This window comes from Pseudomonas moorei, assembly GCF_042846945.1.
GTDB lineage: Bacteria > Pseudomonadota > Gammaproteobacteria > Pseudomonadales > Pseudomonadaceae > Aquipseudomonas > Aquipseudomonas moorei.
In genome coordinates this window covers 2,466,057-2,488,831 of sequence record NZ_AP035776.1, presented here as the reverse complement: position 1 = coordinate 2,488,831, position 22,775 = coordinate 2,466,057, and the positions used below count along the sequence as shown (strand labels likewise).

At 61.3% G+C, this 22,775-nt stretch carries 18 protein-coding genes; 10 read left to right on the top strand and 8 right to left on the bottom strand.

What is annotated here, in order from left to right:
* Nucleotides 1-7: 7 nt before the first annotated feature.
* Complete coding sequence (locus ACGJAX_RS11480) at nucleotides 8-406, top strand: EamA family transporter (protein ID WP_390959849.1); 399 nt, start codon at nucleotides 8-10, stop codon at nucleotides 404-406.
* A gap of 50 nt (nucleotides 407-456) precedes the next feature.
* On the opposite strand, the gene ACGJAX_RS11475 is transcribed toward ACGJAX_RS11480, so the two are convergent.
* Nucleotides 457-1,218 (bottom strand): MipA/OmpV family protein, encoded by a 762-nt coding sequence (locus ACGJAX_RS11475; protein ID WP_090316740.1) that lies wholly within the window; start codon nucleotides 1,216-1,218, stop codon nucleotides 457-459.
* A 219-nt stretch (nucleotides 1,219-1,437) separates the two neighbouring features.
* Between ACGJAX_RS11475 and ACGJAX_RS11470 the strand changes: the two genes are divergently transcribed.
* The 5 genes from ACGJAX_RS11470 to ACGJAX_RS11450 all read left to right on the top strand — a co-directional run bounded on the left by ACGJAX_RS11470 (nucleotide 1,438) and on the right by ACGJAX_RS11450 (nucleotide 7,677).
* Nucleotides 1,438-2,136, top strand: coding sequence for an MtnX-like HAD-IB family phosphatase (locus ACGJAX_RS11470; RefSeq protein ID WP_090316738.1), 699 nt, complete (start codon nucleotides 1,438-1,440; stop codon nucleotides 2,134-2,136).
* On the top strand, nucleotides 2,129-3,523 hold the full coding sequence (locus ACGJAX_RS11465; protein ID WP_090316734.1) for an aspartate aminotransferase family protein: 1,395 nt from the start codon (nucleotides 2,129-2,131) through the stop codon (nucleotides 3,521-3,523). The genes ACGJAX_RS11470 and ACGJAX_RS11465 overlap by 8 nt, the downstream gene beginning before the upstream one ends.
* Complete coding sequence (locus ACGJAX_RS11460; protein ID WP_390958969.1) at nucleotides 3,520-4,410, top strand: alpha/beta fold hydrolase; 891 nt, start codon at nucleotides 3,520-3,522, stop codon at nucleotides 4,408-4,410. Before ACGJAX_RS11465 ends, ACGJAX_RS11460 begins: the two co-directional genes overlap by 4 nt.
* A 113-nt stretch (nucleotides 4,411-4,523) precedes the next feature.
* Nucleotides 4,524-6,296 (top strand): ATP-binding protein, encoded by a 1,773-nt coding sequence (locus tag ACGJAX_RS11455; RefSeq protein WP_390958967.1) that lies wholly within the window; start codon nucleotides 4,524-4,526, stop codon nucleotides 6,294-6,296.
* Nucleotides 6,286-7,677, top strand: coding sequence for a sigma 54-interacting transcriptional regulator (locus ACGJAX_RS11450; RefSeq protein ID WP_390958965.1), 1,392 nt, complete (start codon nucleotides 6,286-6,288; stop codon nucleotides 7,675-7,677). Before ACGJAX_RS11455 ends, ACGJAX_RS11450 begins: the two co-directional genes overlap by 11 nt.
* Nucleotides 7,678-7,738: 61 nt before the next feature.
* Here ACGJAX_RS11450 and ACGJAX_RS11445 read toward each other — a convergent pair whose 3' ends face one another.
* On the bottom strand, nucleotides 7,739-8,404 hold the full coding sequence (locus tag ACGJAX_RS11445) for a DsbA family protein (protein WP_390958963.1): 666 nt from the start codon (nucleotides 8,402-8,404) through the stop codon (nucleotides 7,739-7,741).
* Nucleotides 8,405-8,547: 143 nt separating this feature from the next.
* Nucleotides 8,548-9,567: an alpha/beta fold hydrolase gene (locus ACGJAX_RS11440; RefSeq protein ID WP_247257965.1), complete on the bottom strand. Its 1,020-nt coding sequence runs from the start codon at nucleotides 9,565-9,567 to the stop codon at nucleotides 8,548-8,550.
* A gap of 208 nt (nucleotides 9,568-9,775) precedes the next feature.
* Between ACGJAX_RS11440 and ACGJAX_RS11435 the strand changes: the two genes are divergently transcribed.
* Nucleotides 9,776-14,992 carry a dermonecrotic toxin domain-containing protein gene (locus ACGJAX_RS11435; protein WP_390958960.1) on the top strand — a complete coding sequence of 1,739 codons (5,217 nt, stop codon included), beginning with the start codon at nucleotides 9,776-9,778 and terminating at the stop codon, nucleotides 14,990-14,992.
* 61 nt (nucleotides 14,993-15,053) lie between these two features.
* On the opposite strand, the gene metE is transcribed toward ACGJAX_RS11435, so the two are convergent.
* Entirely contained in the window at nucleotides 15,054-17,366 is a 2,313-nt protein-coding gene (gene metE / locus ACGJAX_RS11430) for a 5-methyltetrahydropteroyltriglutamate--homocysteine S-methyltransferase (protein WP_390958958.1), read from the bottom strand.
* A gap of 107 nt (nucleotides 17,367-17,473) precedes the next feature.
* On the opposite strand from metE, the gene metR reads away from it, so the two are divergent.
* On the top strand, nucleotides 17,474-18,391 hold the full coding sequence (metR, locus tag ACGJAX_RS11425; RefSeq protein ID WP_090316714.1) for a transcriptional regulator MetR: 918 nt from the start codon (nucleotides 17,474-17,476) through the stop codon (nucleotides 18,389-18,391).
* A gap of 56 nt (nucleotides 18,392-18,447) precedes the next feature.
* On the opposite strand, the gene ACGJAX_RS11420 is transcribed toward metR, so the two are convergent.
* Genes ACGJAX_RS11420 through ACGJAX_RS11410 form a run of 3 tightly spaced genes read right to left on the bottom strand, consistent with a single transcriptional unit; the run spans nucleotide 18,448 to nucleotide 20,052 of the window.
* Nucleotides 18,448-18,945: a GNAT family N-acetyltransferase gene (locus tag ACGJAX_RS11420; RefSeq protein ID WP_248914448.1), complete on the bottom strand. Its 498-nt coding sequence runs from the start codon at nucleotides 18,943-18,945 to the stop codon at nucleotides 18,448-18,450.
* Between the two features lie 2 nt (nucleotides 18,946-18,947).
* The gene (locus ACGJAX_RS11415) at nucleotides 18,948-19,586 is read right to left on the bottom strand and encodes a LysE family transporter (RefSeq protein WP_390958956.1); all 639 of its coding nucleotides are present in this window, start codon (nucleotides 19,584-19,586) and stop codon (nucleotides 18,948-18,950) included.
* Between the two features lie 22 nt (nucleotides 19,587-19,608).
* Nucleotides 19,609-20,052 (bottom strand): NUDIX domain-containing protein, encoded by a 444-nt coding sequence (locus tag ACGJAX_RS11410; protein ID WP_390958954.1) that lies wholly within the window; start codon nucleotides 20,050-20,052, stop codon nucleotides 19,609-19,611.
* A 192-nt stretch (nucleotides 20,053-20,244) separates the two neighbouring features.
* On the opposite strand from ACGJAX_RS11410, the gene ACGJAX_RS11405 reads away from it, so the two are divergent.
* Nucleotides 20,245-20,715 carry a DUF4234 domain-containing protein gene (locus ACGJAX_RS11405; protein WP_247257971.1) on the top strand — a complete coding sequence of 157 codons (471 nt, stop codon included), beginning with the start codon at nucleotides 20,245-20,247 and terminating at the stop codon, nucleotides 20,713-20,715.
* A gap of 265 nt (nucleotides 20,716-20,980) precedes the next feature.
* On the opposite strand, the gene ACGJAX_RS11400 is transcribed toward ACGJAX_RS11405, so the two are convergent.
* A complete protein-coding gene (locus ACGJAX_RS11400) occupies nucleotides 20,981-21,802 on the bottom strand; it encodes a nitrilase-related carbon-nitrogen hydrolase (RefSeq protein WP_390958952.1) in 822 nt (273 codons plus the stop codon).
* Between the two features lie 126 nt (nucleotides 21,803-21,928).
* Here ACGJAX_RS11400 and ACGJAX_RS11395 point away from each other — a divergent pair, with 126 nt between their 5' ends.
* Nucleotides 21,929-22,729, top strand: a complete 801-nt coding sequence (locus tag ACGJAX_RS11395) for a LuxR C-terminal-related transcriptional regulator (RefSeq protein ID WP_390958950.1) — start codon at nucleotides 21,929-21,931, stop codon at nucleotides 22,727-22,729.
* Nucleotides 22,730-22,775 lie beyond the last annotated feature (46 nt).

Sequence of the window (22,775 nt, the reverse complement as noted above, 5' to 3'; positions counted from 1 at the left end):
TCAATCGATGATCGGCAGCAAGACTGACTGGCTGCACGAACGGCTCGGCACCCTCATTCTCTGGGCATTGCTGATCAGCTTCGAAAGCGCCGGCCAGATCGCCAGCAAAGTCGGCGGCGATCAACTCGGGCAGATGGATTTCACCCTGCATTGGCTGTTGGCCGTGGCAGACAATCCCGGGGTGTGGGTGGCGATCGGCTGCTACATCGGGGCGTTCTTCGTCTGGATGCTGATCCTGCGACGCAGCAGTCTCTCCCTGGCGTTTCCCCTGAGTTCACTGGTGTTTGTCGGGGTACTGCTGGGATCGTGGCTGGGGTTGGGCGAGCAGATCAGTGTGCTGCACTGGGTCGGGGTGGTGGTGATCATGGGTGGGGTGGCGTTGCTGGCCGAGGGTGGGCAAACCTGAAGACACCGCAACGTGTGTGGCGAGGGAGCACGCTCCCTCGCCACGCAATCTCATTTGAACTTGTAGGCTATCGCCACCTGCGCTTCACCCTGATTGGTATCGCCAACGGCCTTGACAATGCTGCTGTCGGCCGCCGACCCCGTCAGATGAATCCAGCTCGCGCTGGTCAGCAGCGACCAATGCGCGGCCAGGGGAAACTCGAAGCTCTGGGTCAGCGCCACGTTCTGCAACCCGCCGCCAGCGTTGTAGCGACGAATCCCCGAAGCCTGTGACTCATCGCTGCTGACGCCGAAGTAAGTCTGGGTTTGTCGGGCATCGGCGAAGTGCGCCGTCAGGTTCGTGCTGCCGATCACCCCGCCGCCCAGCGGATAACCCACCTCGCCACCGACCCGCCCCAGCACCCCACCCTGCCCGCTGCCGCCGCCCACTGCCTGGCCGACCGACGCAAACACCCGCCAGAAATCAGCCGGGGCGTACTGCACGAACCCGCCCACCTCGGCCATATCCGGCACATCGCGCAGGCCGCGCAACGTCCCGTTCGCGGTTCGACCCGGCAGGTAGTTCGCAAAGGGCCCGGCACTGAATCCGTTGGCCTTGAAGGCACTCCAGGTCAATCCGTCATCAGTGCTGAGACTGACATCGCCCCAGTCCAGATCGAGGTAAGGTATCGGCTTGGTTTCGTATCGACTGCCGGTCGGGTCATGGGGTTGATAGCCCAGGCCCAGCCCGGCTTCACCCGTGAGGCTATCGGCGTTGGCGTTGATGGAAAGACAGGTCAGCGCGGTAAAGAGCGCAACGGTAATCCTCGACATGAGGTAATTCCTTATACGGTACATGCGCGCATCAATCCCTGAATTGACGCCATCAGGCAAGCACTCATGTTGTTTGTAGCAACCTACAAAAATTGTAGCTTCCTCTTCTCGAACACGGACCAGAACCCCCGCCATGCTGGGCCGGACACAATTGGCACGGTCTCTGCTGTACCCCGTTGGCAAGCGCAAACAGCGCGAAACGCTTAATAGGTACAACAGATGATTGACTGGCATATCGTGTGTGATTTCGACGGGACCATCACCCGCACCGACGTGATCGACAGCATCCTCCAACGATTCGCCGACCCGAGCTGGGAAGCGATCGAAGAGGAGTGGCTGACAGGCAACATCGGCTCCCGTGAATGCCTCAGCCGCCAGCTCGCGCTGGTCAAGGCCACCCCGACCGAACTGCTCGACTTCTTCGACAGCATCGAAATCGACCAGGACTTTCCTGACTTCGTCGACCACGTCATCGGCCTCGGCGCGTCCCTGGAAGTGGTCAGCGACGGCATCGAACAAGGCATCGCGCGCATCCTGGCGCGCAATTACGTCAGCCTCCTGCCGATCCTCGCCAACCGCTTGCGTCAGGTCGATCACGACAGCTGGCGCATCGACTTCCCGTACGCCAACGATGCCTGCCGCGCCGCTGCCGGCAACTGCAAATGCAAATCCACGCCCAAGGCCAAGCGTGTGCTGGTGATCGGTGACGGTCAGTCCGACATGTGCGTGGCTTCCACCGCCGATTTCGTGTTCGCCAAGGATCGCCTGGCCGAGCACTGCGAGCGCAACGGCATTGCCTTTGCGCGCTTCGACAGCTTCGCGCAACTACCGGCAATGTTGGCCCTTTTACCCAATGCAAACGCCGCCAACGCCACCTCTTTCAACACAGAAACACAGGAACTTTTCCACCATGTCTGATATTCGAATCGCGACTGCCGAAGACCAAATTTTGCTGGAAAAGGAAGCCAAGTACTGCTCCTACGGCGACACCGTTCACTACATCGAGCCGCCGCGCATTTTCAGTCGCTGCGAAGGCTCCTACGTCTGGGACACCAGTGACCAGGCCTATCTCGACCTGCAAATGTGGTACTCGGCGGTCAACTTCGGTTACGCCAACCCGCGCCTGAACAATGCGCTGAAACAGCAGATCGACACCCTGCCGCAGATCGCCAGCCAATACCTGCACAAAGGCAAGATCGAGCTCTCGGAAATGATCGCCGTGGACGCGAAGAAGAAGTTCGGCCTCGACGGTCGCGTGCACTTCAACGTCGGCGGCTCGCAGTCCATCGAGGACTCGCTGAAAGTCGTGCGCAACGCCACCAACGGCAAGAGCCTGATGTTCGCCTTCGAAGGCGGTTATCACGGCCGCACCCTCGGCGCCTCGTCGATCACCTCCAGCTACCGCTATCGCCGCCGCTACGGCCACTTCGGCGAGCGCGCCAACTTCATTCCGTTCCCATACCACTTCCGCGGCCCCAAAGGCATGACCAAGGAAGAGTACGGCAGCCACTGCGTGCAGCAATTCGCCCGCTTGTTCGAGACCGAATACAACGGCGTCTGGGACCCGAAAGTCGGCCAGAGCGAGTACGCCGCGTTCTACGTCGAGCCGATCCAGGGCACCGGCGGCTACGTGATCCCGCCGATGAACTTCTACAGCGAACTCAAGCAGGTGCTCGACCAGCACGGCATCCTGATGGTGGTCGACGAAATCCAGATGGGCTTCTACCGTACCGGCAAGTTGTGGTCGATCGAGCATTTCGACGTCAAACCGGACGTGATCGTCTTCGGCAAGGCCCTGACCAACGGTCTCAATCCGCTGGGCGGCATCTGGGCCAAAGAAGAGCTGATCAACCCTAAAGTCTTCCCGCCGGGCTCCACCCACTCGACCTTTGCCTCCAACCCATTGGGCACGGCGGTGGGTCTGGAAATGTTCAAGATGACCAGCGAAGTCGACTACGGCGCGATGGTCATGAACAAGGGCAAGTACTTCCTTGAAGGCCTGAAAGACCTGCAGAAACGCTACCCGATCATCGGCGACGTCGATGGCCTGGGCCTGGCTCTGCGTTGCGAAATCTGTGGCCCGGACGGCTTCACGCCGGACAAGGCGACGCTCGATTTCATGGTCGAGGAAGGCATGAAGGGCGACATCGAAATCGACGGCAAACGCCTGGGCTTGATCCTTGATGTCGGCGGTTACTACAAGAACGTCATCACCCTGGCCCCATCGCTGGAAATCAGCTATGCGGAAATCGACCTCGGTATCGCCCTGCTCGATCGCCTGCTGCACCGGGCAATGAAACGATGAACACGACGGCATCACCGGACGCGATCGACATGGGCGAAGGCCGCGCCGGGTTTGTCATCGGCAATGGGGAGGTCGCGGTGTTGTTGATCCACGGCCTCACCGGCACCCCGACGGAACTCCGTCGGGTGGCCATGGGCCTGGCGAAAGCCGGGCACACGGTCTACGTGCCGACCCTGGCCGGCCACTGCGGAGGCAACGCCGACCTGCAAGCCACCGGCTGGCGCGACTGGTATGAAAGCGCTCGCAGGACTTTCGTCGGGATACGGCGCAAGCACGCGCGCGTGTTCGTCGGTGGTTTGTCGATGGGCGCGGTACTGTCGATGTACCTGGCCGCCGAGCACCCCGGGCAAATCGAAGGCTTGATGTTGTATTCCACCACCCTGCGCTACGACGGCTGGAGCATCCACAAACTGGCGTTCCTCACGCCCTTGCTGATGAAAATCCCGTTCGGCGTGCACCTGTGCAGCTTCGAAGAAAAACCGCCCTATGGCATCAAGAACGAACGCCTGCGAGCGATCGTCGAACGCCAGATGAAAGAAGGCGAAAGCAGCCAGGCCGGTCTGTTGACCATGGAAGGCGTGACCGTGCGCGAACTGCACCGACTCAATGCCGTGGTGAAAAAACGCATGCCGTCGATCACCACACCCACATTGGTCGTGCACTCCCTGGAGGACGACATCACCAGCCGCTGGAACGCCGACTATGTCGAACGCAAGCTCGGCGGGCCGGTGATCAAGGTCATGCTGGACGACTGCTATCACATGATCACGGTCGACCTGCAATACCACCGGGTGATCGAACTGAGCGTGGACTTCATCCAGCAGCGCTTCATCGAGCAACATTCCGTGCAACAGCCCCCACACGGGGAGTATCGGCAACTGGCCTGAGTCCGTGGCGAGCCCGAAAGCAGACGGCTCGCCACTGGAGGGGTAATGTCGGCTACTGTATTACACCAGGCTTCACGATTTGTCCCGCCATGGCTTTCGACAAGCGAAACCCGATGACCAAACACCAACCCGCCAACGCCCGACCCTTCGCCATTTCCGGCTGGAGCCTGCAACGCAAACTGGTGCTGGCCTTCTGGCTGGTCAGCGTGATCCCGACCATGATCGCCGCCGAACTCGCGGCCACCACCCTGTCGCAGATTTTCGACAGCAACGTGCGTGTCTGGCTGCAGGAGTCGACCAAGATCGTCGAAGACGAAATCGGCGAAATCCTGCGGGAGAATGCCCGGGCCGCACAGCTGTTCCTGCGCTACCTGCGCCCGCCCATCGATCAACTGTCGAGCCAGAACGACAAACTGACCGCCGATATCGCCGACGCCGTCGGCATCGACGTGGTGGCGCTGGTGCGCAACAGCGATCACAAAGTGCTCTTCAGCACGGCCTCCGACGACATCGTCCAGCAGATCAGCATCGCCCCCAAAGCCGTCCTGCAAACCCTGCAAGTCGGCGGCATCACCACCGGTACGGTGGTCTCGACCTTCGAGACCGAGCAGGCCGGCGTCGGTTACAAACTGGTGGTGGCCACTTACCTGGACAGCAGCTTCCTCACCAGCGTGGCCGAGGTGCACTCCCTGGACCTGCGGTTGTACCTGGCCAAGGCCAATGACTTCTCGGAAGTGTTCTCCTCTCAGCGCTTCGAAGATCACCCGCCGGCCGTCCCGGAAAAAATCGAACAGATCCTGCGCGCAACCAGGCAGCCCACCGAGCAATTCACCAGTCGCTACAGTGGCATCTACCGCCCGATCTTCAATGAAGACGGTGATTTGCAAGGCGTGATCTTCAGCGGTCTGCTCCGCCACAGCAGCCTGTTGGGCCTGGTCAATCAAAGCAATCTGTTCATCCTGATTTTCCTGCTCAGCTCGGCGGCGTCCCTGACGGTCGGCTGGCTGGTCTCGCAGCGTCTGACCAAACCGTTGCGCGGTCTGTCCCGCGGCGTTCAAGCCGTAATCGTCGGTGACTACCGACAACGCTTGCCGGTGACCGGCAGTGACGAACTGGCGGAACTGAGCAGCACCTTCAACCACATGAGTGAGCGCCTCGGCGAGTTGCAGCACCTGGAATCGCAGTTGCGCCGCCGCGATCGCCTGCATGCGCTGGGCGAAGTCGCGATGGGGCTGGCCCATGAAATCCGCAACCCGTTGGGCATCATCAAAACCGCCACGCAACTGCTGCATCGGCGCGCCGATCTGCCCGAGAGCGACAAACGGCATCTGGAATACGTGGTCAGTGAAGTCAGTCGGATCAATGACCTGATCACCGACTTCCTCGATTTTGCCAAGCCCAGCGCCCCGATGCGCTCGACGCAATCGGCGCGACTTCTGGTGGATGATCTGGCCGGGTTTTGCGCGCCGGAACTGGCCAGCCACAACATCAACGTGCGCATCGACGATCAGGCCCCCGGCGCCACGGTTTACGCCGACGCACGGCAACTGAAACAGGCCGGCCTGAACCTGATCGTCAACGCCATCGACGCCATGCCAGACGGCGGTTGCCTTACCCTGGGCATCAGCCGCGATGGCCCCTACACCGTAATCAGCTTCGGCGACACTGGTCAGGGCATCGAGCCGGACATGCTGGAACGCATCTTCACACCGTTCGTCACCACCAAAGCCTCTGGTACCGGGCTAGGTCTGGCGAAGGTCTTCTCGATCATGGAAAGTCATGACGGACGCATCGAATGTGCCAGTGAAAAATATGCCGGGGCCACATTCAGCCTGTACATTCCGGCCAATGGCGCCGACTTCGACGAGGACAGCGATGACACATAACGTACTGGTGGTCGATGACGAGCCCAAGCTCTGCGACCTGCTCGCCTCGGCGTTGAGCCAGAACGGCATCAGCGTCTTCACCGCGGGCAATGGCCTGCACGCACTCAAGGTGCTGGAGGTCGAAGACATCGATCTGGTGATCAGCGACTGGCGCATGCCCGGCATGGACGGCCCGCAATTGCTGGCAGAAATCAAAAGCCGTTTCCCGCAGCTGCCGGTGATCGTCATGACCGCCTACAGCACGGTGAAAAACGCCGTGCAGTCGATGCGCAACGGGGCCTTTGACTACATTGCCAAACCGTTCGACATTGACGAACTGGACATCACCGTCAGCAAGGCCTTGCAATTTCGCGACATTCTCAAAGACAACCAGCGCATGCGCGCCGAGCTCGATGAACACCAGCAGATCGACAGCCTTGTCGGTGACAGCCCGAGTTTCCGGCAGGTGCTGCATGCGATCGACTCAGTACGCGAAAGCAACGCAACGATCCTGCTGACCGGCGAAAGCGGCACCGGCAAGGAAATGGTCGCCCGGGCGATCCACAAGCACGGCAATCGCGCCGACAAACCTTTCGTCGCGGTGAACTGCGCGGCCATTCCCGAAGGTTTGCTGGAAAGCGAAATGTTCGGCCATCGCAAAGGCGCCTTCACCGGCGCCGTGACCGACCGGGTCGGACGGTTCCAGCAGGCCGACAAGGGCACGCTGTTCCTCGATGAAATCGGCGAAATGCCCCTGGCGTTGCAGGCGAAAATCCTTCGGGCCTTGCAGGAACGGGTGATCGAGCCGGTGGGCGATCCCCGGGAGCGCAAGGTCGATGTGCGGGTCATCGCCGCGACCAATAAAAACCTGCTGGACGCGGTGGCCAACAAGGAGTTTCGCGAAGACCTCTACTATCGGCTCAATGTGTTCCCGATTCCCCTGCCGGCCCTGCGCGAACGGGTCGAAGATATCGCCCCGCTGGCCCGGCACTTCGCCCATACGCTGGGTGCTGCCGCCGGCAAGCGCATTACCGGTTTCAGCCCGGAGGCGTTACAGGCCATGGCCAATTACTCATGGCCGGGGAACATCCGCGAACTGCAAAACTGTGTGGAGCGCGCCACCATCGTCGCCTCGGGGGCGGTGATTGAAGACAATGATCTGCCGGCGTATCTGTTTGCTGCGTCGCCAGCCAGCACCAGCGCCTTACTCAACGAGGGCGCCAGCGTGCCGCCGGATCTGGATGCCGCGTTGGCGGAAGTCGAAAAGGCCTACATTCTGGCAGCCCTGGCACAGAGCAACGGCGTACAGGCCGCCGCCGCGCAGTTGATCGGAATCTCTGAGCGCAGCTTCTGGTACCGGCTTAAAAAGCTCGGGATTCATGTGGACAAGATTGTGCGCTGAGCCAGGAAGCACACCGCCCTCTGTAGGGCTCGCTCCTTCAGAGGGCGCGCTTTGCGCAGGATCAACTGACGGTTCCGCCCTTCGCTTCGCTCATGATCTGCCGGATCGCCCCGACGAAGGTTTCCACCGGTTGCCCGCCCGTGACCGCGTATTGGCCGTTGAAAACCACCGTCGGCACCGAATTCACCCCGCGTGAGAGCCACAGCTGTTCCTCTTCGCGAACCGCGTTGGCGAATTCATCCGACGCCAGAATCGCCTCGGCCCGCTGCCGGTCCAGACCAACGCTTTGCGCAATCTGCGCCAGCTGAACGGGGTCGGACGGGTTACCGCCATCACTGAAATACGCCTTGAACAAGGCCTCTTTCAGCGGCAGTTGCAAGCCTTCCAGAGCTGCCCAGTGCAGCAGGCGGTGTGCATCGAAGGTGTTGTAGATCCGGCTGTTGCCGTCCGTGCGAAAAGAAAACCCCAGCTCGGCGCCGCGCGCGCGGATCATCTCGCGATTTTTCTGTGACTGCTCGGGTGTCGAACCATACTTCTCGGTGATGTGTTCGGTAATGTTCTGCCCTTCGGGGCCCATCTTCGGGTTCAGTTCGAACGGCTGGAACCGGATCTCTGCCCGGACCTCGTCGCGCAGGATCTCCAGGGCGCGGGTCAGGCCGTACAGACCGACGACGCACCAGGGGCAGGACACGTCGCTGACGAAATCGATTTTCAAGGGGCTGCTCATCACATACCTCGCTGGCGGGACACAGGTCGTAAAGCTCGAACGATACACCTGTCGCCCACCCTGCAGGAGCCGGCTTGCCGGCGAACCGGACGACGCGGTACAGCAAGCATGCCGGCATTGCTGGCAAGCCCGCGTCTACAGCGTTACAGGAGATTGTGTCCGGCCACCGGCTCGATCTGCGCCCAATGCGAGGTGTCCTCGCGATGAGCCCGCAAGTACGGCAACACTGCCGCCAGCAACGGCGCCTTGAACGCCTCCTGGAAACGGTGGGCCAGTCCCGGTATCAAGATCAACTCACTGCCACGCAAATGCGCCGCCAGGTGCACGCCATGCATCACCGGCAACAGCGGATCGGCCGTGCCATGCACCACCAGCGCCGGCACGCGCAACTGGTTGAGCAACGCCACCCGACTGGGCTCGGCCAGGATCGCCATGATCTGCCGTTTCACCCCTTCAGGATTGAAGGCCCGGTCATAGGACACGGCTGCCTGATGCAACAGGGCCTGGCGATCATCGCTCACTGCCGGGCTGCCCAGCGCCGCCAGCAGGTCGGCCTGTTGCTCCAGGGCGACTTCACGATTGGGCGCGCCACGACGCGCCAGCAACCGCACCAACGCCTCACTCGGCGCGGGCAGGCCTTCGGCCCCGGAACTGGTCATGATCAGGGTCAGGCTTTCGACCCGCTGCGGGGCCATGGCCGCCATATGCTGGGCGATCATTCCGCCCATGCTCGCCCCCAGCACATGGAATTGATCGATGTGCAAGGCATCCATCAATCCCAGGCCATCTTCGGCCATGTCGGTCAGCGAGTAGGGCGCCGAGACCGGCAAACCGAGCTTGTAGCGCAACACTTCGAAGGTCAGATTGGCCTCGTCCGGCGGTTGCCGCCAGGTGGACAGGCCGACATCGCGATTGTCATAACGAATCACCCGAAAGCCCTGCTCACACAAGGCGACCACCACTTCATCGGGCCAATGAATCAGTTGCCCGCCCAGGCCCATCACCAGCAACAGCGCCGGATCAGACGCACGACCGATGCTCTGGTAGGCCAGGCTCACCTGCGCCAGCTCCGCCCGTTCGGTTGGAACATTGACGTCACAACGAGACGCCGCCCATGACGGCAGGCCAAAAAACAATGCGGCCAGAAGTAAAAATACACGCATGAAAAACACCGAAACGCAGAACCCCAGTAGAGCGCGAGTCTGATGAAGTTTGTTCAAGCGCGCTGCCACAGTTCGATGACAGTTTGATGAAGGGTGCCGGACGGTCATCAGGGCACCTTCAGCACCACGCGATAACTATGTACCACCCGCCCCCCGCTCGACCGACCTCTAATGGCCCCGATTTTTTCACCCATCGGAGTCATTCTTCATGCTCGAAACACCCACCCCACCGCCGGCCGACTTCGGCCTCGGCCAGCCATTGGCCCAAAGTACCGACGAAAACCTGTACCTGAGCGCCTCGGCGCGCTGGAACCATTGCCGCGATCAGTGGCTGGCACTCATGGCACAGAACCCCCAAGCCCCCTTGACCGCCGACTGGTGGCAGGCACGGGCCCGCGGCACCGACCGGTCACGCCAGGCACAGGCCATTGGCCTGTATCGCCAGCATTTCGAGGCGTCGTGCCAATGGGCATTCGCCCGAGGCACCTTGAATGCCGAACAGCTCAATGTGCTGCTGGACCTCATCAACCCGACCGCGCAAGCAGTCACCCCCGAAATTCTGGTTTATGTCGAAACACTGTCGCTCAGGGCCGACAGCGGTGTGACGGTCGAACTGCCGGGCGCCCTGGTCATTACCCGCAATACCGACCAACCGGTTACCCAAATGCTCTATTGGCCGTCTCGGCCAGTACCGTGGATGACCTTTGAAAGCCGCAACGATCTGGAACGTTGGTTGATCCAGCAGCAACCTCAACTGGAGACCCGCCGCGTCACGGTCGACTACACCGTGCTCGACAAACCCGAACTGCCAAAAAGTGCCGAGTCCCTGTTGGCGCGACTGGCCACGGCTGGCGACGAGCGCCAGCGCAACGACAGTGTTTTTGCCTTGCCCCCCGACCTGTCCTTGCCGGACGCCAGTGACGACGTCGCCCCGTTCGCTCAACTGAGCCCGGACATTCCATTTGAGCGGCGCCGCAGTGCGGTACTGCAACAGCAAACGGCACTGGAGAACCTGCTGGGCCCGGACTTCCCTGCCACGCCCGACGACCCACGCCTAAAGCGGCTGCAACTGCAATTCGACACCCTGCGCGCCGCCGAGCAGGCCAGCACCGAGGCCGCAAACGCCCTCCTGGGTACCGACAACGTTCCGCAACTGCTGGAACTTCGCCACCAGCCTGGGCCCCATTACGCGGCGCTTTACCAGGCGCGCCTGAGCGGCCTGCGTGCCGAAGCCGACCTGCAATTGAGCCTGAATCAGATCAGCAACGATGAATTTCAGTGGCTCACGACCGTACTTGACGCACCCGATCAACCGCGACCGGCCGATTGCGTGGTCACACGGCTGGTGCTGTCAGCGACAGCCAGCGAGGGCGACGGCGCCACCACGCAGACTCAGGAACTGGACGGCGTATTAGTGTTTTCCCGCCCATCGGCTGTGCTGCCGTCCGCCAGCGACAGTCTGCTGCTCTACTGGCCCGGACGCTTCGGCGGCCTGCAACGGTTCGACTCTCGCCAGGCACTGGAGCAGCAGCTATTCAAGCGGCCAGTCAACGACGACACGCAAACCCTCCAACTCGCGGTGCTGACCGGCAACCCGTTCGAATACGCCTTGCAAACCCAGCTGCACAGCTGTGAACAACAGGCGGCTCGGCTGATGACTGCCAACCCCCTTCCATCCCATGCCGACCAACGCGCGGCGGAACTGGAAAACCTGCGCGAACAGACCCTCGCCCGCCTGACCGTCCCCACAGCCCCCGCGCGGGAGCTGGCTTTTGCCCACATCGTCGAGCAACACCGCAGCGTCCTGCTGGCCACCGGCTTGCCGTCGTCCCTCAGCGCACTGTCCGCGGCACAACGCGAGCGCCTCAAGGCGCTGTTCACCGCCTACATCACAGCGATGAAGCGCGCCCATCAATGGCTTGAACGGGAGCTGCCGCTACGCGAGACCTTCAGCAAAAAGGCTATCAACGCCCGCCTGCACCAAGACTTCGGGCTCACGCAAGACGTCGAGGTGTTGCTGGACATCCCCGACACCACCACCTGGCGCAAAGAGCTGATCGAGGGCGCGACGCCAGGCACACCGCAAAAAAGCGTATTGGTCGGCAGCGAGCAACGCAGCCGGTTGTCCCTCGCCGAACTGGCGCAAAGCAATATCGATCAGCCGATGTGGTTGCGCGTGTCGTTGATGCGGGTCGAGATCAGCGGTGCTGACGAGGCGCAACGGCAGAAGGTGAAAAACGGCATCACCCAGGACTACCTGCGCAAACTGGTGACCGAGCTCGATCTGGCCGGGAAATATGAGTCGTTGATCCGCGAGACCTTCCTGGGCACCCCGACAGCCTCGGCCTTCAGCAATGAACATCGGCGTGAATGCCTCAGCGAACCGTGGCGCCTGATGCTTGAACTGCAAGGCGAGTTCGCCGTGCTTGCCAAGGACATCGACGTCGCCGGCCAGCGCGTGCTGCAGATCGCCATCGACGCCAACAGTCGTGAAGCCTTTGCGGCCGACGGCAAGCGCATCGTGCTGCTACCCGCACACCTGACCGTGGGCGGTACGGACACGCCGGGCCAGGGACCAAGCACCCTGGCGGGCGTGACATTTATCGTCGAGCAAATCAGCGGCCTGACCCTGCTCTATCGGCCTGACTGCCCCGACGGGGTCTTTCTGCGTCAGTTCGACAGCCTCGACCAGGCGCGGATGTTCCTGTTCAACCAATGCCTGAACAGCACCATGGTCAACTACCTGGCCGGTCGCGCCCTGACCGGGGAATTCGCCTGGCACGTCAGCCGGATCAACCAGGCCCGACTGAAAAACTTTGACGCCCTGATCGGCGTCGGCACCGCCTGGCCCGCCAGCACCTCCCTGGCTGTGCATCTGCTCAATGTTCACATGGGCCGCCTGCTCGAAGCACATCGGGCGACCTCGCGTTCCAACGATGCCTTGTATCTGGAACTCGTCGCGCTGCGCTCCGGGGCCCTGTTCAACTACCTGAAAATGGCGCTGGGCGTCGTGCCTTTCATCGGCACGGCCATTGCCCTGTACGACGCCTGGCACAGCACCAACCTGGCCGTCGCGGCTTTCTTGCGCGGCGATGTCGGCCATGGCCTGGCCGAGGTGGAAGCGGTGTTGCTGTCATTGATCGACGCTGCCATGGACGTGCTACCCGGCGCCAGCGCGACGTCCGGCGCAGCGCGTGCCGCCACGCGCGGGCGACAATTGCGCGCCATGACGAAAAACCCGGGAGCCTTGCAGCTGTCGACCCCGCAGCAGGTCAAACGCACACTGGAGCGCTTCAGGGGCTATGAATACGAACACGAGATTTCCCTGGCCGGCCTGCAACCGGGCACCGAAGGCCTTTATCGCAACGTTTATCGACACCCTGACGGCGACTTCATGGTCAGCCAGGGTCGCCTCTATCGCATCGAATTGACCGACAACCCACCGCAATGGCGCTTGAGCGCCACGAGCACCCGAACCTACAAACAACCCATCGCCCTGGACGAAGCCGGCGACTGGAACACCCACTACGCGGTGTACGGCACCGTGACAGCCGGAGGGGGTGCCGGTGGCGGCGCGGTGCTCGGGCATATGGCTGACGGCCTCGACCCGCTCTGGCCCGCCGCGATTCGCCGCTGGTTGCCGCGCTGGTGGGCCGACCGGGCCCTGCGTCGCCAGTTGACCCTGACCAACACCGTCGATGCCTACACCCGGCGACTGCAAACCCAGACCAACAGCTCGAACGCCGTCCTGGAGCACTACTTCAGCCTTGATCTGAACCAGCGCCGCCCCCTTCGTGCCAATGTCGACATCGCCTGCGTGAACGACATCGAGCTTGCACAGACGCTGTACCTGAACCTTGAAGAGTTGATGCTGTTCAGCCATGGCCGAAAACGCACGCAGATCGAAGATTTTCAAAGCCGCTGTGCCTGGGTCATCGTCGATCGCACAGTGCGGCGGGTTGGCCTGGCCAAGGAGCGGCTGGTGGAACATCTCGACCGGATCGATCAGGTGATCGCCCGTTCGGACGCCACGCCCTATAACGATACCGCCACACACGTGCAATTGATGGCGCAACGCAAGGAAATACGAATCGAGTTTCTCAAGGACTATGACCAGCTTCACACACAGGTCACAGAAGCCAATCGATGGAACGGCCGGATCACCCAACGCACGCAAAAATCGAAGATGGCCCCGGAAATGGCCACCGTTAACGATAAATTCAGCGATGCCAATTACTACTACCTGAAAGCGGCGCATGTACTGGAGATCATCACCCACTACACCGCCGTCACCGACCAGTCCTGGGTCTACTTTCACGTGCAATTGAAAGAGGCCCGCAACAAGGTCGGGCGCGCCCTGCTGACCCAGCATCAGTTGCCTGAAGTGCAGGCCACGATTACCCAGCGCAACAAAGTGCTCGAAGACTGCCTGACGACCTATGCCGAATTTCGTCGCAACCTTGGCGCCTGGTCGCTGGGTTATCCGCAGCATCTGGATCTGGAGCACGTCACCGCGTTTCTCGACAACCTGGAAAAAGTCGAAGCGTCGGCTCGTCATGCCATCAAGACACGCCCATCCAGCACCGCGAAACCGGGAAGCGCCGCAAAGCAACTGTTCGAGACCGAAGACAACCAGTTGCTCATCGGCGTAGCCAGCACAGATGCCGCGACCCGACAACAGCGCTTCACCATCGAGGGGGTCGATGGTCACAGGGAAACCTGGTTACCCCGCTCCTCAAGCGGCAAATATCACCTCAGTCAACCCGTGGTTGCTGTGCCAACGGAGCTGGCGACCGATATCACACCGTTGCTGGTGGAGGCCAGGAAACGACTTGGCGCCGTGGACGCCTACAAAAGCAAAGTCGACGGCTACGCCCGGCAGGACATGTTGCCGGTCGATCTGGAGCACATGATGACCCGTGAGGCCGCGGAACTGAACATGCGGGCCCAGGCCATTGAACGGCTGTCACCCACGGAGACGGTCGCCCTGCAATTGCGCAATCGCGCGAATGAATTGTCCCAAGCCGGCCGCACGCTGCGAATTGACCAGACCCTGAAGAGCAAAACTCCGACCGAGGGTTATCTGGACTATCTGCTCGAACAACGGGTGGTCGACATCCGCAAGGAGGGCGGCCTGCGCGATCTGGGTAAACGCGCGGACGGGCGCAGGGATTTCCTCCAGGAATACGAGATCCGCGATGTGCGCGGCGAGTCTCCCCAGACCTTGTGGTATGCACATTTCCACTACACCTCGGCGAAACCTGCGTTCAACGATTTCGTCAAAGGTCATTTGAAACTGCCGGAGCAACGCAACCTCGGCCTGCAATGGCAGCAGGCCCAGGCTGAGAGTGGTGCCCATGTGCAAGCAATCTGGCGCGGCGACATCGGCAAACCGCTGGGGATCAAACACTTCTCCGAACTCTAAACACCGCAAACCGCAAAATCCTGTAGGAGCGAGCCGGCTCGCTCCTACAGGGGGGAGGTGGTCAAGCCAATTGGCTGCGCAACTGTCGCGCCGCCGCCACCATGTTCACCAGCGCCGCTTCGGTTTCCGGCCAGGCGCGGGTTTTCAGACCGCAATCGGGATTGACCCACAAACGCTCGGCCGCAATGCGTTTCGCGGCTTTGCTCATCAGTTTGACCATCTCGGCGGTGTCCGGCACCCGTGGCGAGTGGATGTCGTAGACGCCCGGACCGATGTCGTTCGGGTAGTCGAACGCGTTGAAGGCCTCCAGCAACTCCATGTCGGAACGCGAGGTTTCCAGGGTGATCACGTCCGCGTCCATGGCCGCGATGGCTTCGATCACGTCGTTGAATTCGCTGTAGCACATGTGGGTGTGGATCTGGGTTTCGTCACGCACACCGCTGGCACTCAGGCGGAACGCCTCCACCGCCCAGTCGAGATATTCCTGCCATTGCGCCCGGCGCAGCGGCAGGCCTTCACGGAAGGCGGCTTCGTCGATCTGCACGATCTTGATGCCGGCAGCTTCCAGGTCCAGCACTTCGTCACGCAACGCCAAGGCCAATTGTTGCGCCTGGACTTTGCGCGAAACGTCCTCACGGGGGAACGACCACATCAGCATGGTCACGGGACCGGTGAGCATGCCTTTCATGACCTTGTCGGTCTGGCCCTGTGCATAAGTGATCCAGTCGACGGTCATGGCGTTCGGTCGGCTCAGGTCACTATAAATGATCGCCGGTTTCACGCAGCGCGAACCGTAACTCTGCACCCAGCCGAAACGGGTAAACAGGTAGCCGTCCAGCTGTTCGGCGAAGTACTCGACCATGTCGTTGCGCTCGGCCTCACCATGGACCAGCACATCCAGCCCCAGGCGCTCCTGAATCTGCACGGAGTGGCGGATTTCGTGGCGCATGGCATCGGTGTAGTCATTGGCCGACAGCTTGCCTTGCCTGAAGGCCTGGCGTGCCAGACGGATCGAAGCGGTCTGCGGGAACGAGCCGATGGTGGTGGTCGGGAACGCCGGCAGTTTCAGGTGTGCACGCTGCTGTTCGATGCGCTTGGCAAACGGCGAATGACGCTGACTGTCCGCCGGGCCGATCGCCGCGACACGTGCCTGAACGTCGGCCTTGTGGATGCGCGGCGACTCGGCGCGGCTGAGCTGGACGGCGCGGCTCTCGGCCAGGGCGGCTTGCACCTTGGGCGCCTGTGGATCGTTCAAGGCATCGCGAAGCACTGCGATTTCGCCACACTTTTGTACCGCAAACGCGAGCCAGCTTTTGAGCTCCGGATCGAGTTTGTCTTCACGCTCCACATCCACCGGACTGTGCAGCAGCGAGCAGGAACTGCTGACCCACAGATTGTCGCCAAAGCGTTCCTGGGCGGCCTGCAGTTGTGCGAGCACCGGCTCCAGCTCGCAGCGCCAGACGTTGCGGCCATTGACCAGGCCCACCGAGAGAATCTTGTAGGTGGGCAGGCGATCGAGCACATGCAGCAGTTGGTCGGGCGCGCGCACCGCATCGATGTGCAAACCCTGCACCGGCAAGCCGACGGCGAGGCCGAGATTGTCTTGCAGGCCGCTGAAGTAAGTCGCCACGAGTTTTTTCAGTGGCGAGTACTGAAGGATGTGGTAGACGCGTTCGAAGGCGTTTTTCCAGGCTTGCGGCAGGTCGAGGGTCAGGATCGGTTCGTCGATCTGCACCCATTCCACGCCTTGGGCCGCCAGGCGACCGAGGATTTCGTTGTACACCGGCAGCAAGCGTTCCAGCAGGTCGAGCTTGTCGAAGGGGTTGCCTTTGGCCTTGCCCAGCCACAGGTAGGTCAGCGGACCGATGATCACCGGTTTGACGTTGTGACCGAGGGCCCTGGCTTCGTCGACTTCGTCGAACAGCTGTTCCCAGCTCAGCTTGAATGTTTGCTCGGCGCTGAATTCCGGGACCAGGTAGTGGTAGTTGGTGTCGAACCACTTGGTCAATTCCTGGGCGTATTGCGCCTGGCCATGTTCACCGCCGCAGCAGGTCGCCGTGGCGCCACGGGCCATGGCGAACAGGGTGTCGAGGGTCGGCAGGCCGTGCGCGTCCCTGGTGCTGTCGAAGCGCTCGGGGACCACACCGAAGGCCAGTGAGTGGCTCAGCACCTGGTCGTACCAGGCGAAGTCACCGACGGGCAACAGGTCGATGCCGGCGTCTTTTTGCAATTGCCAGTGGGTGGCGCGCAACTGGCGGCCGACGCTTTGCAGCGCCTCCTGGTCGAGATCGCCCTTCCAGTAGGATTCGAGGGCTTTTTTCAATTCGCGGTCGGCGCCGATGCGCGGAAAACCTAGGGTGTGGGCCAAGGCCATGGTGAGTTTCCTCCCTTAAAAGATGGCGCCATTGTCGACAGCCAGACCAACATGAGACAAACTCAACCTTTTCGTGTTGATCACAAGTTTTCCTCATGGAGCCCACGGTGCTTGAAATCCGTCACCTCAAGACCCTGCACGCCTTGCGCGAAGCCGACAGCCTGGTGGATGCGGCCGACCGCCTGCATTTGACCCAGTCGGCGCTGTCCCACCAGTTCAAGGAACTGGAAGAGCGCATGGGCATGCCGCTGTTCGTGCGCAAGACCAAACCGGTGCGCTTCACCAGCGCCGGATTGCGCCTGCTGCAACTGGCCGATGCCACCCTGCCGCTGCTGCGCGCCGCTGAACGCGACATCGCGCGGCTGGCCGGTGGCACCGCCGGGCGTTTGCACATGGCGATCGAGTGCCACAGTTGCTTTCAGTGGCTGATGCCAACCATCGATCAATTCCGCGACGCCTGGCCGGAGGTCGAACTGGACCTGGCTTCCGGTTTCTCCTTCGCGCCTTTGCCGGCCCTGGCCCGTGGCGATCTGGACCTGGTGGTGACCTCCGATCCACTGGATCTGGTCGGGATCACTTACGTACCGCTGTTCACCTACGAGGCGATGCTCGCCGTGGCCAACCAGCACCGTCTGGCGAGCAAGGCCTACATCGTCCCGGAAGACTTGGTCACGGAAACCTTGATCACCTACCCGGTGGAGCGCGACCGGCTGGACATCTTCACCCGCTTCCTGGAACCGGCCGATATCGAACCGGCGCAGGTGCGCACCTCGGAACTGACGGTGATGATGATGCAGCTGGTGGCCAGCGGACGCGGCGTCTGCGGCATGCCCCATTGGGCGCTGCACGAGTACAGTTCACGGGGTTACGTGAAGGCCAAGCGGCTCGGCGAGAAAGGGTTGTTCGCGACGCTGTACGCGGCGGTGCGCACCGACATGCTCGATGCACCGTACATGCGTGATTTCCTGCTGACGGCGAAGGACACGTCGTTTTCGACGCTGGATGGGGTTAGCGCGGTTCGCTAGAACACCACACCCTTTGTGAGCGGGCTTGCCCGCTCCCACAGGGATTTGCGGCGCACTTACAACTGTCGCCACATATGAATCTTGTCGAAATACTCCTCGCCCACCCGCACTGCCATCGGCTCAAGTCCGAACTGGACGAACCCGCAACGCTGGTACAGGTAGAACGCGGCGTCATTGCCGGCGGTGACGGTCAGTTTAATCAGCCGCAGTTCCGGATGCTGCTGCGCCTCGGCCAACACCGCCTGCACCAGCTGATAGCCAAGCCCGCGTTGCCGGACATCGGCGGACACGTACATGCCAAAGAGCGTGGCCTTGTGCCTGGCCTTTTCCCGAGGCTCCAGGGCCAGCCCGGCAATGCCCGCCAACCTGCCCTCTTCGAACGCGCCGAACACCCGATCCAGCTTGCTGGTCAGGCGCGACTCCCACCACTGCAATGGCATGGAGGCACGCTCGCGCACGCTAGAGGTGAAGGCCTGCGGGTGACGGTCATAGGCTTCGAGCATCAACTCCCGGTAAGCCAGGGCGTGGCTGGCATCCAGACGTTCAATCCACATGGTCAGGCCATCCGGCGTTGTTCAAGCATCAGCCGCAGCGCCAGCGCCGACAGCACGAAGCCCATGAAATAACGCTGCAGCGCCAGCCAGGTCGGGTTGTTGACGAACCACGAGGCGATGCCCGCGGCAAACAGGGCGATCATCAGGTTGACGCAGAAACTGACGCTGATCTGGGTCAGGCCCAGCACGATGCTCTGGGTGAACACCGAACCGTGTTCGGGGCTGATGAACTGCGGAAACACCGAGAGGTAGAACACCGCGATCTTCGGGTTCAGGGCACTGGTCAGAAAACCCATGGTGATCAGTTTGCGCGACGAATCCGGCGGCAACTGCTGTGCCTCGAACGGCGAACGCGCCCCGGGTTTCACCGCCTGCCAGGCCAGCCACAGCAGGTACAGCGCGCCGGCCCATTTCAACACTTCATAAGCCATCGGCACCGCCAGGAACACGGCGGTCAAACCGGCAGCCGCGGCGAACAGGTGCACGAAAAAACCCGAGACCACACCCAGCAACGACGTCACACCGGCCTTGCGCCCCTGGCAGATCGAACGGGAGATCAGATAGATCATGTTCGGCCCCGGCGTCAGCACCATCAGCAACGCGGCAGCGGCGAAAATCAGCAAATCCTGAAGCGGGATCATGGCGGTTCCTTGGCGTGGATGATCAGGCGATTGCGGCCAGCGAAGCCCGATAAAACGGCAGGATCAGGTCCCGTGTCAATGGCGCCAGGGTGACATTGCCGTCGGTGGCCGGGTCGATCCAGATCACTTCTTCGATCTCTGCTGCCGGGGAAACTTCGGCCTCAATGGTCAGCAGAAAGATTTCCGCCTGTACGATAAAACCCGGCTCGTTGGCAGCCGGAGCTGAGAACTGCCCGAGAAAAGTCGCGTTCGCTGGATCGATGATCAATCCCAACTCTTCGTCCAACTCACGGGCCAGGGCATGAATCGGTTGTTCATCGGCTTCGATCTTGCCCCCCGGCTGCATGAATGCCTCGGTGCCGCGCTTGCGCACCAGCAAGGTACGGCCGTCGGGGCCGATCAGCAGGGCGGCGGCGATGTGGATAAGTGCGGAATCAATGAGAGAAGCATCAGTAGGAAAAGACATTGCTGACCAAGGGTGCGTGTAAGGGCTGTAAAGAATCCCACGCCTTTTTGCCTCGGCCAAGGGCTGGGGCTCGCCGAGGACCAGAACGGTCCGCTGGCAAGCCCGGAAATTTCCCACGAACGACTTTGGTAGCGTGGTTGTACCGATTTTCAACGGTCCACCGCCACGTTCGCAGCCTATGGAAGCCCTTGCATGTCCGACATCTCAACGCTGAAAGAAAAAATCAACACCAAGACATTTCATCTCTTTCTTTTGTCTCTGGTGACATGGGGGCTCTATTCATATATCTGGCTGTACAAAACCTCTACAGCAATTGAAGAGGTCACTCGCATCAAGGTCATGAGTACATCTTTTCTGGTCGGGTATCTGACTTTCATCAGCATGGGGGCCTTTCTGGTCCCCCTCGTTGCCCCCTTCGCCCATTGGCTAACAGTATTCTGGTCCGTCGCGATCTGGTTGATTACCGTCAATTGGTGCTTCCGCGTAAGAACGGCACTCAGGACGTACGCCTTGACTGAGCACAATTTCGCGCCACGAATAAACCGGATATTTTCGGTGCTTTTCACCTTTTACCACGTCAACTACTGCATCAACGCCCTTGCGAGCGACAAGCAGAAGCACGAAGACAAAAAGCGGGCGAAGCAGCAAGCTATTCAAGCTTGAACGAAAAAGGCGCACCCCCGAGAGGATGTTCGCCGTTTTTGCTCTTCGCCACATCATCAACCCACAAGGAAGCCATGCAGCCGTAGCTCATGGCGGTGAAAAACAGTGAGTTGTCATGGGGGTGTATCGTTTGACCGGGCCTCATCGCGAGCAGGCTCGCTCCCACAAGGGATTGGGTTTGATCACAAGGGCACGGCTCACACAGATCCAATGTGGCAGCGAGCTTGCTCGCGATGGTGCTAGGGCAGATGCCAAAGAATCCGGATCAACGCGCCGGTATCAGCAGCTCTCGCAACCCGGATGCATGCTCAACCACCGCCCCCGGCAACTTCAGCCGCTGATCATCCAGATACCGATAATCCTGGCGTGCCGCCGTCAACCGGTTCAGGTCCAACTCGACCGCAAACTGCCCTTCCTCGCGCCCGGCCTCGAACAGCAAGCTGCCCAGCGGATCCACCAACGCGCTGCCGCCGGCGAACAGCAAGCCGCCATCGCCCGCTTCCACGCGGTTGACCATCAGCGCAAACGCCTGGTTTTCCTGGGCACGAGCCATGATTGCGGTGCGGTGGGTCGGGCCGTAGGGGTCCATATTGCCATTGGTGACCAGCAGCAACTCGGCGCCCAATTGCGCCAGGGCACGGGCGGTTTCGGGGAATTCGATGTCGTAGCAAATCAGCAGGCCGACGCGCACGCCGTTCCACAGGCAAGTGGCATAGCGGTCGCCCGCTTCATAGACGCCGCGATCCGAGGCCCACAGGTGCGTCTTGCGATATTTCAGCGCGATGCCTTCGGGCGTGATCAGCAGCGTGGTGTTGTAGAAACGGCCGTTGTCGTTCTCGGCGGTGCCGATGACCACGGCAATCTTGCGTTCACGGGCGGCGGCGACAATGGCGCTGACGGTCGGACCGTCCAGTGGTTCGGCGATCTCGGCCACGGATTCGGCCGACGGGAAGCCCATCAAATGGCTTTCCGGGATCAGGATCAGTTGTGTATCGGCGGCGCAGGCATTGATCGCCGCCAGAGCGCGTTCGAGGTTGTAAGCCGTGTCGTTGTCACGGCCCGCCAGTTGGGCGAGTTCGACCTTCATGGGGATTCCTTGTCATGGATGCCGGGCGCCGGAAAGATTGCCCGGTCGCTGTCTGTGCGCCAGTATGCGCAGCAAGCACGCAGGCGGGGAATTACGCCGCTGGGGTAACACGATAGGGGTAGAGGCATGACACTCTCGTTGGACGACATCGCCTGGCACCGTTCGGTCGGGCACCTGATCGACGCCCTGGACAAGCCCAATTTCTGGACGCAACTGGTGCGTTTGCTGGATCAGTACGTGCCGTGCGACAGCTGGGTGGCCCTGCTGTTCAGCGCCGATCAGCACCCGCAGGTGTTCGCCGAATGCCCTGGCGAAGACGGCGGCCCCGATCAGTTGTTTCAGGATTACCTGCGCGGGCTGTACCTGCTCGACCCGTTTTACATCGCCTGCCGCGAACAATCGCGCACCGGGTTGTATCGCCTCTCTGAAGTGGCGCCGGAGCATTTCGAACTCACCGAGTACTATCAACGCTACTTTCGTGTGAATGTCGTGGCGGACGAAATCCAGTTTAATTGCCAGCTCGAAGGCGACCGCACGCTGTGCCTGTCCCTGGGCAGCAAGCAGCGCTTCAGTGCCGGGCAGATTGCCTTGCTGTCGCTGATCCAGCCGTGGGTGCTTGGCCTGTTGCGCCAGCGTCTAGCCTATGAAATCAACGAGATGGTGGCGCTTGCGCCGACCCCGGTACAAGGCGACTGGCGCGTGCAACTGGAAGCGTCGGTGCAGCAACTCAAAGGCGCGCAGTTGACCGCCAGGGAGCTGGATGTCGGGCGCTTGATGCTGAGCGGTTGCTCCAGCAAGGAAATCGCCCGCAAACTGGAAATTTCCATCGAAACCGTGAAGGTCCATAAGAAACACATGTACAGCAAGCTCGGGATCAAGTCCCAGTCCGAGCTGTTTTCGATTTTTCTGCAGGCACAGAATGCCTGACATAACACGGAAATGCTTTTCCGCAGGAGCGCGCCTGCTCGCAATG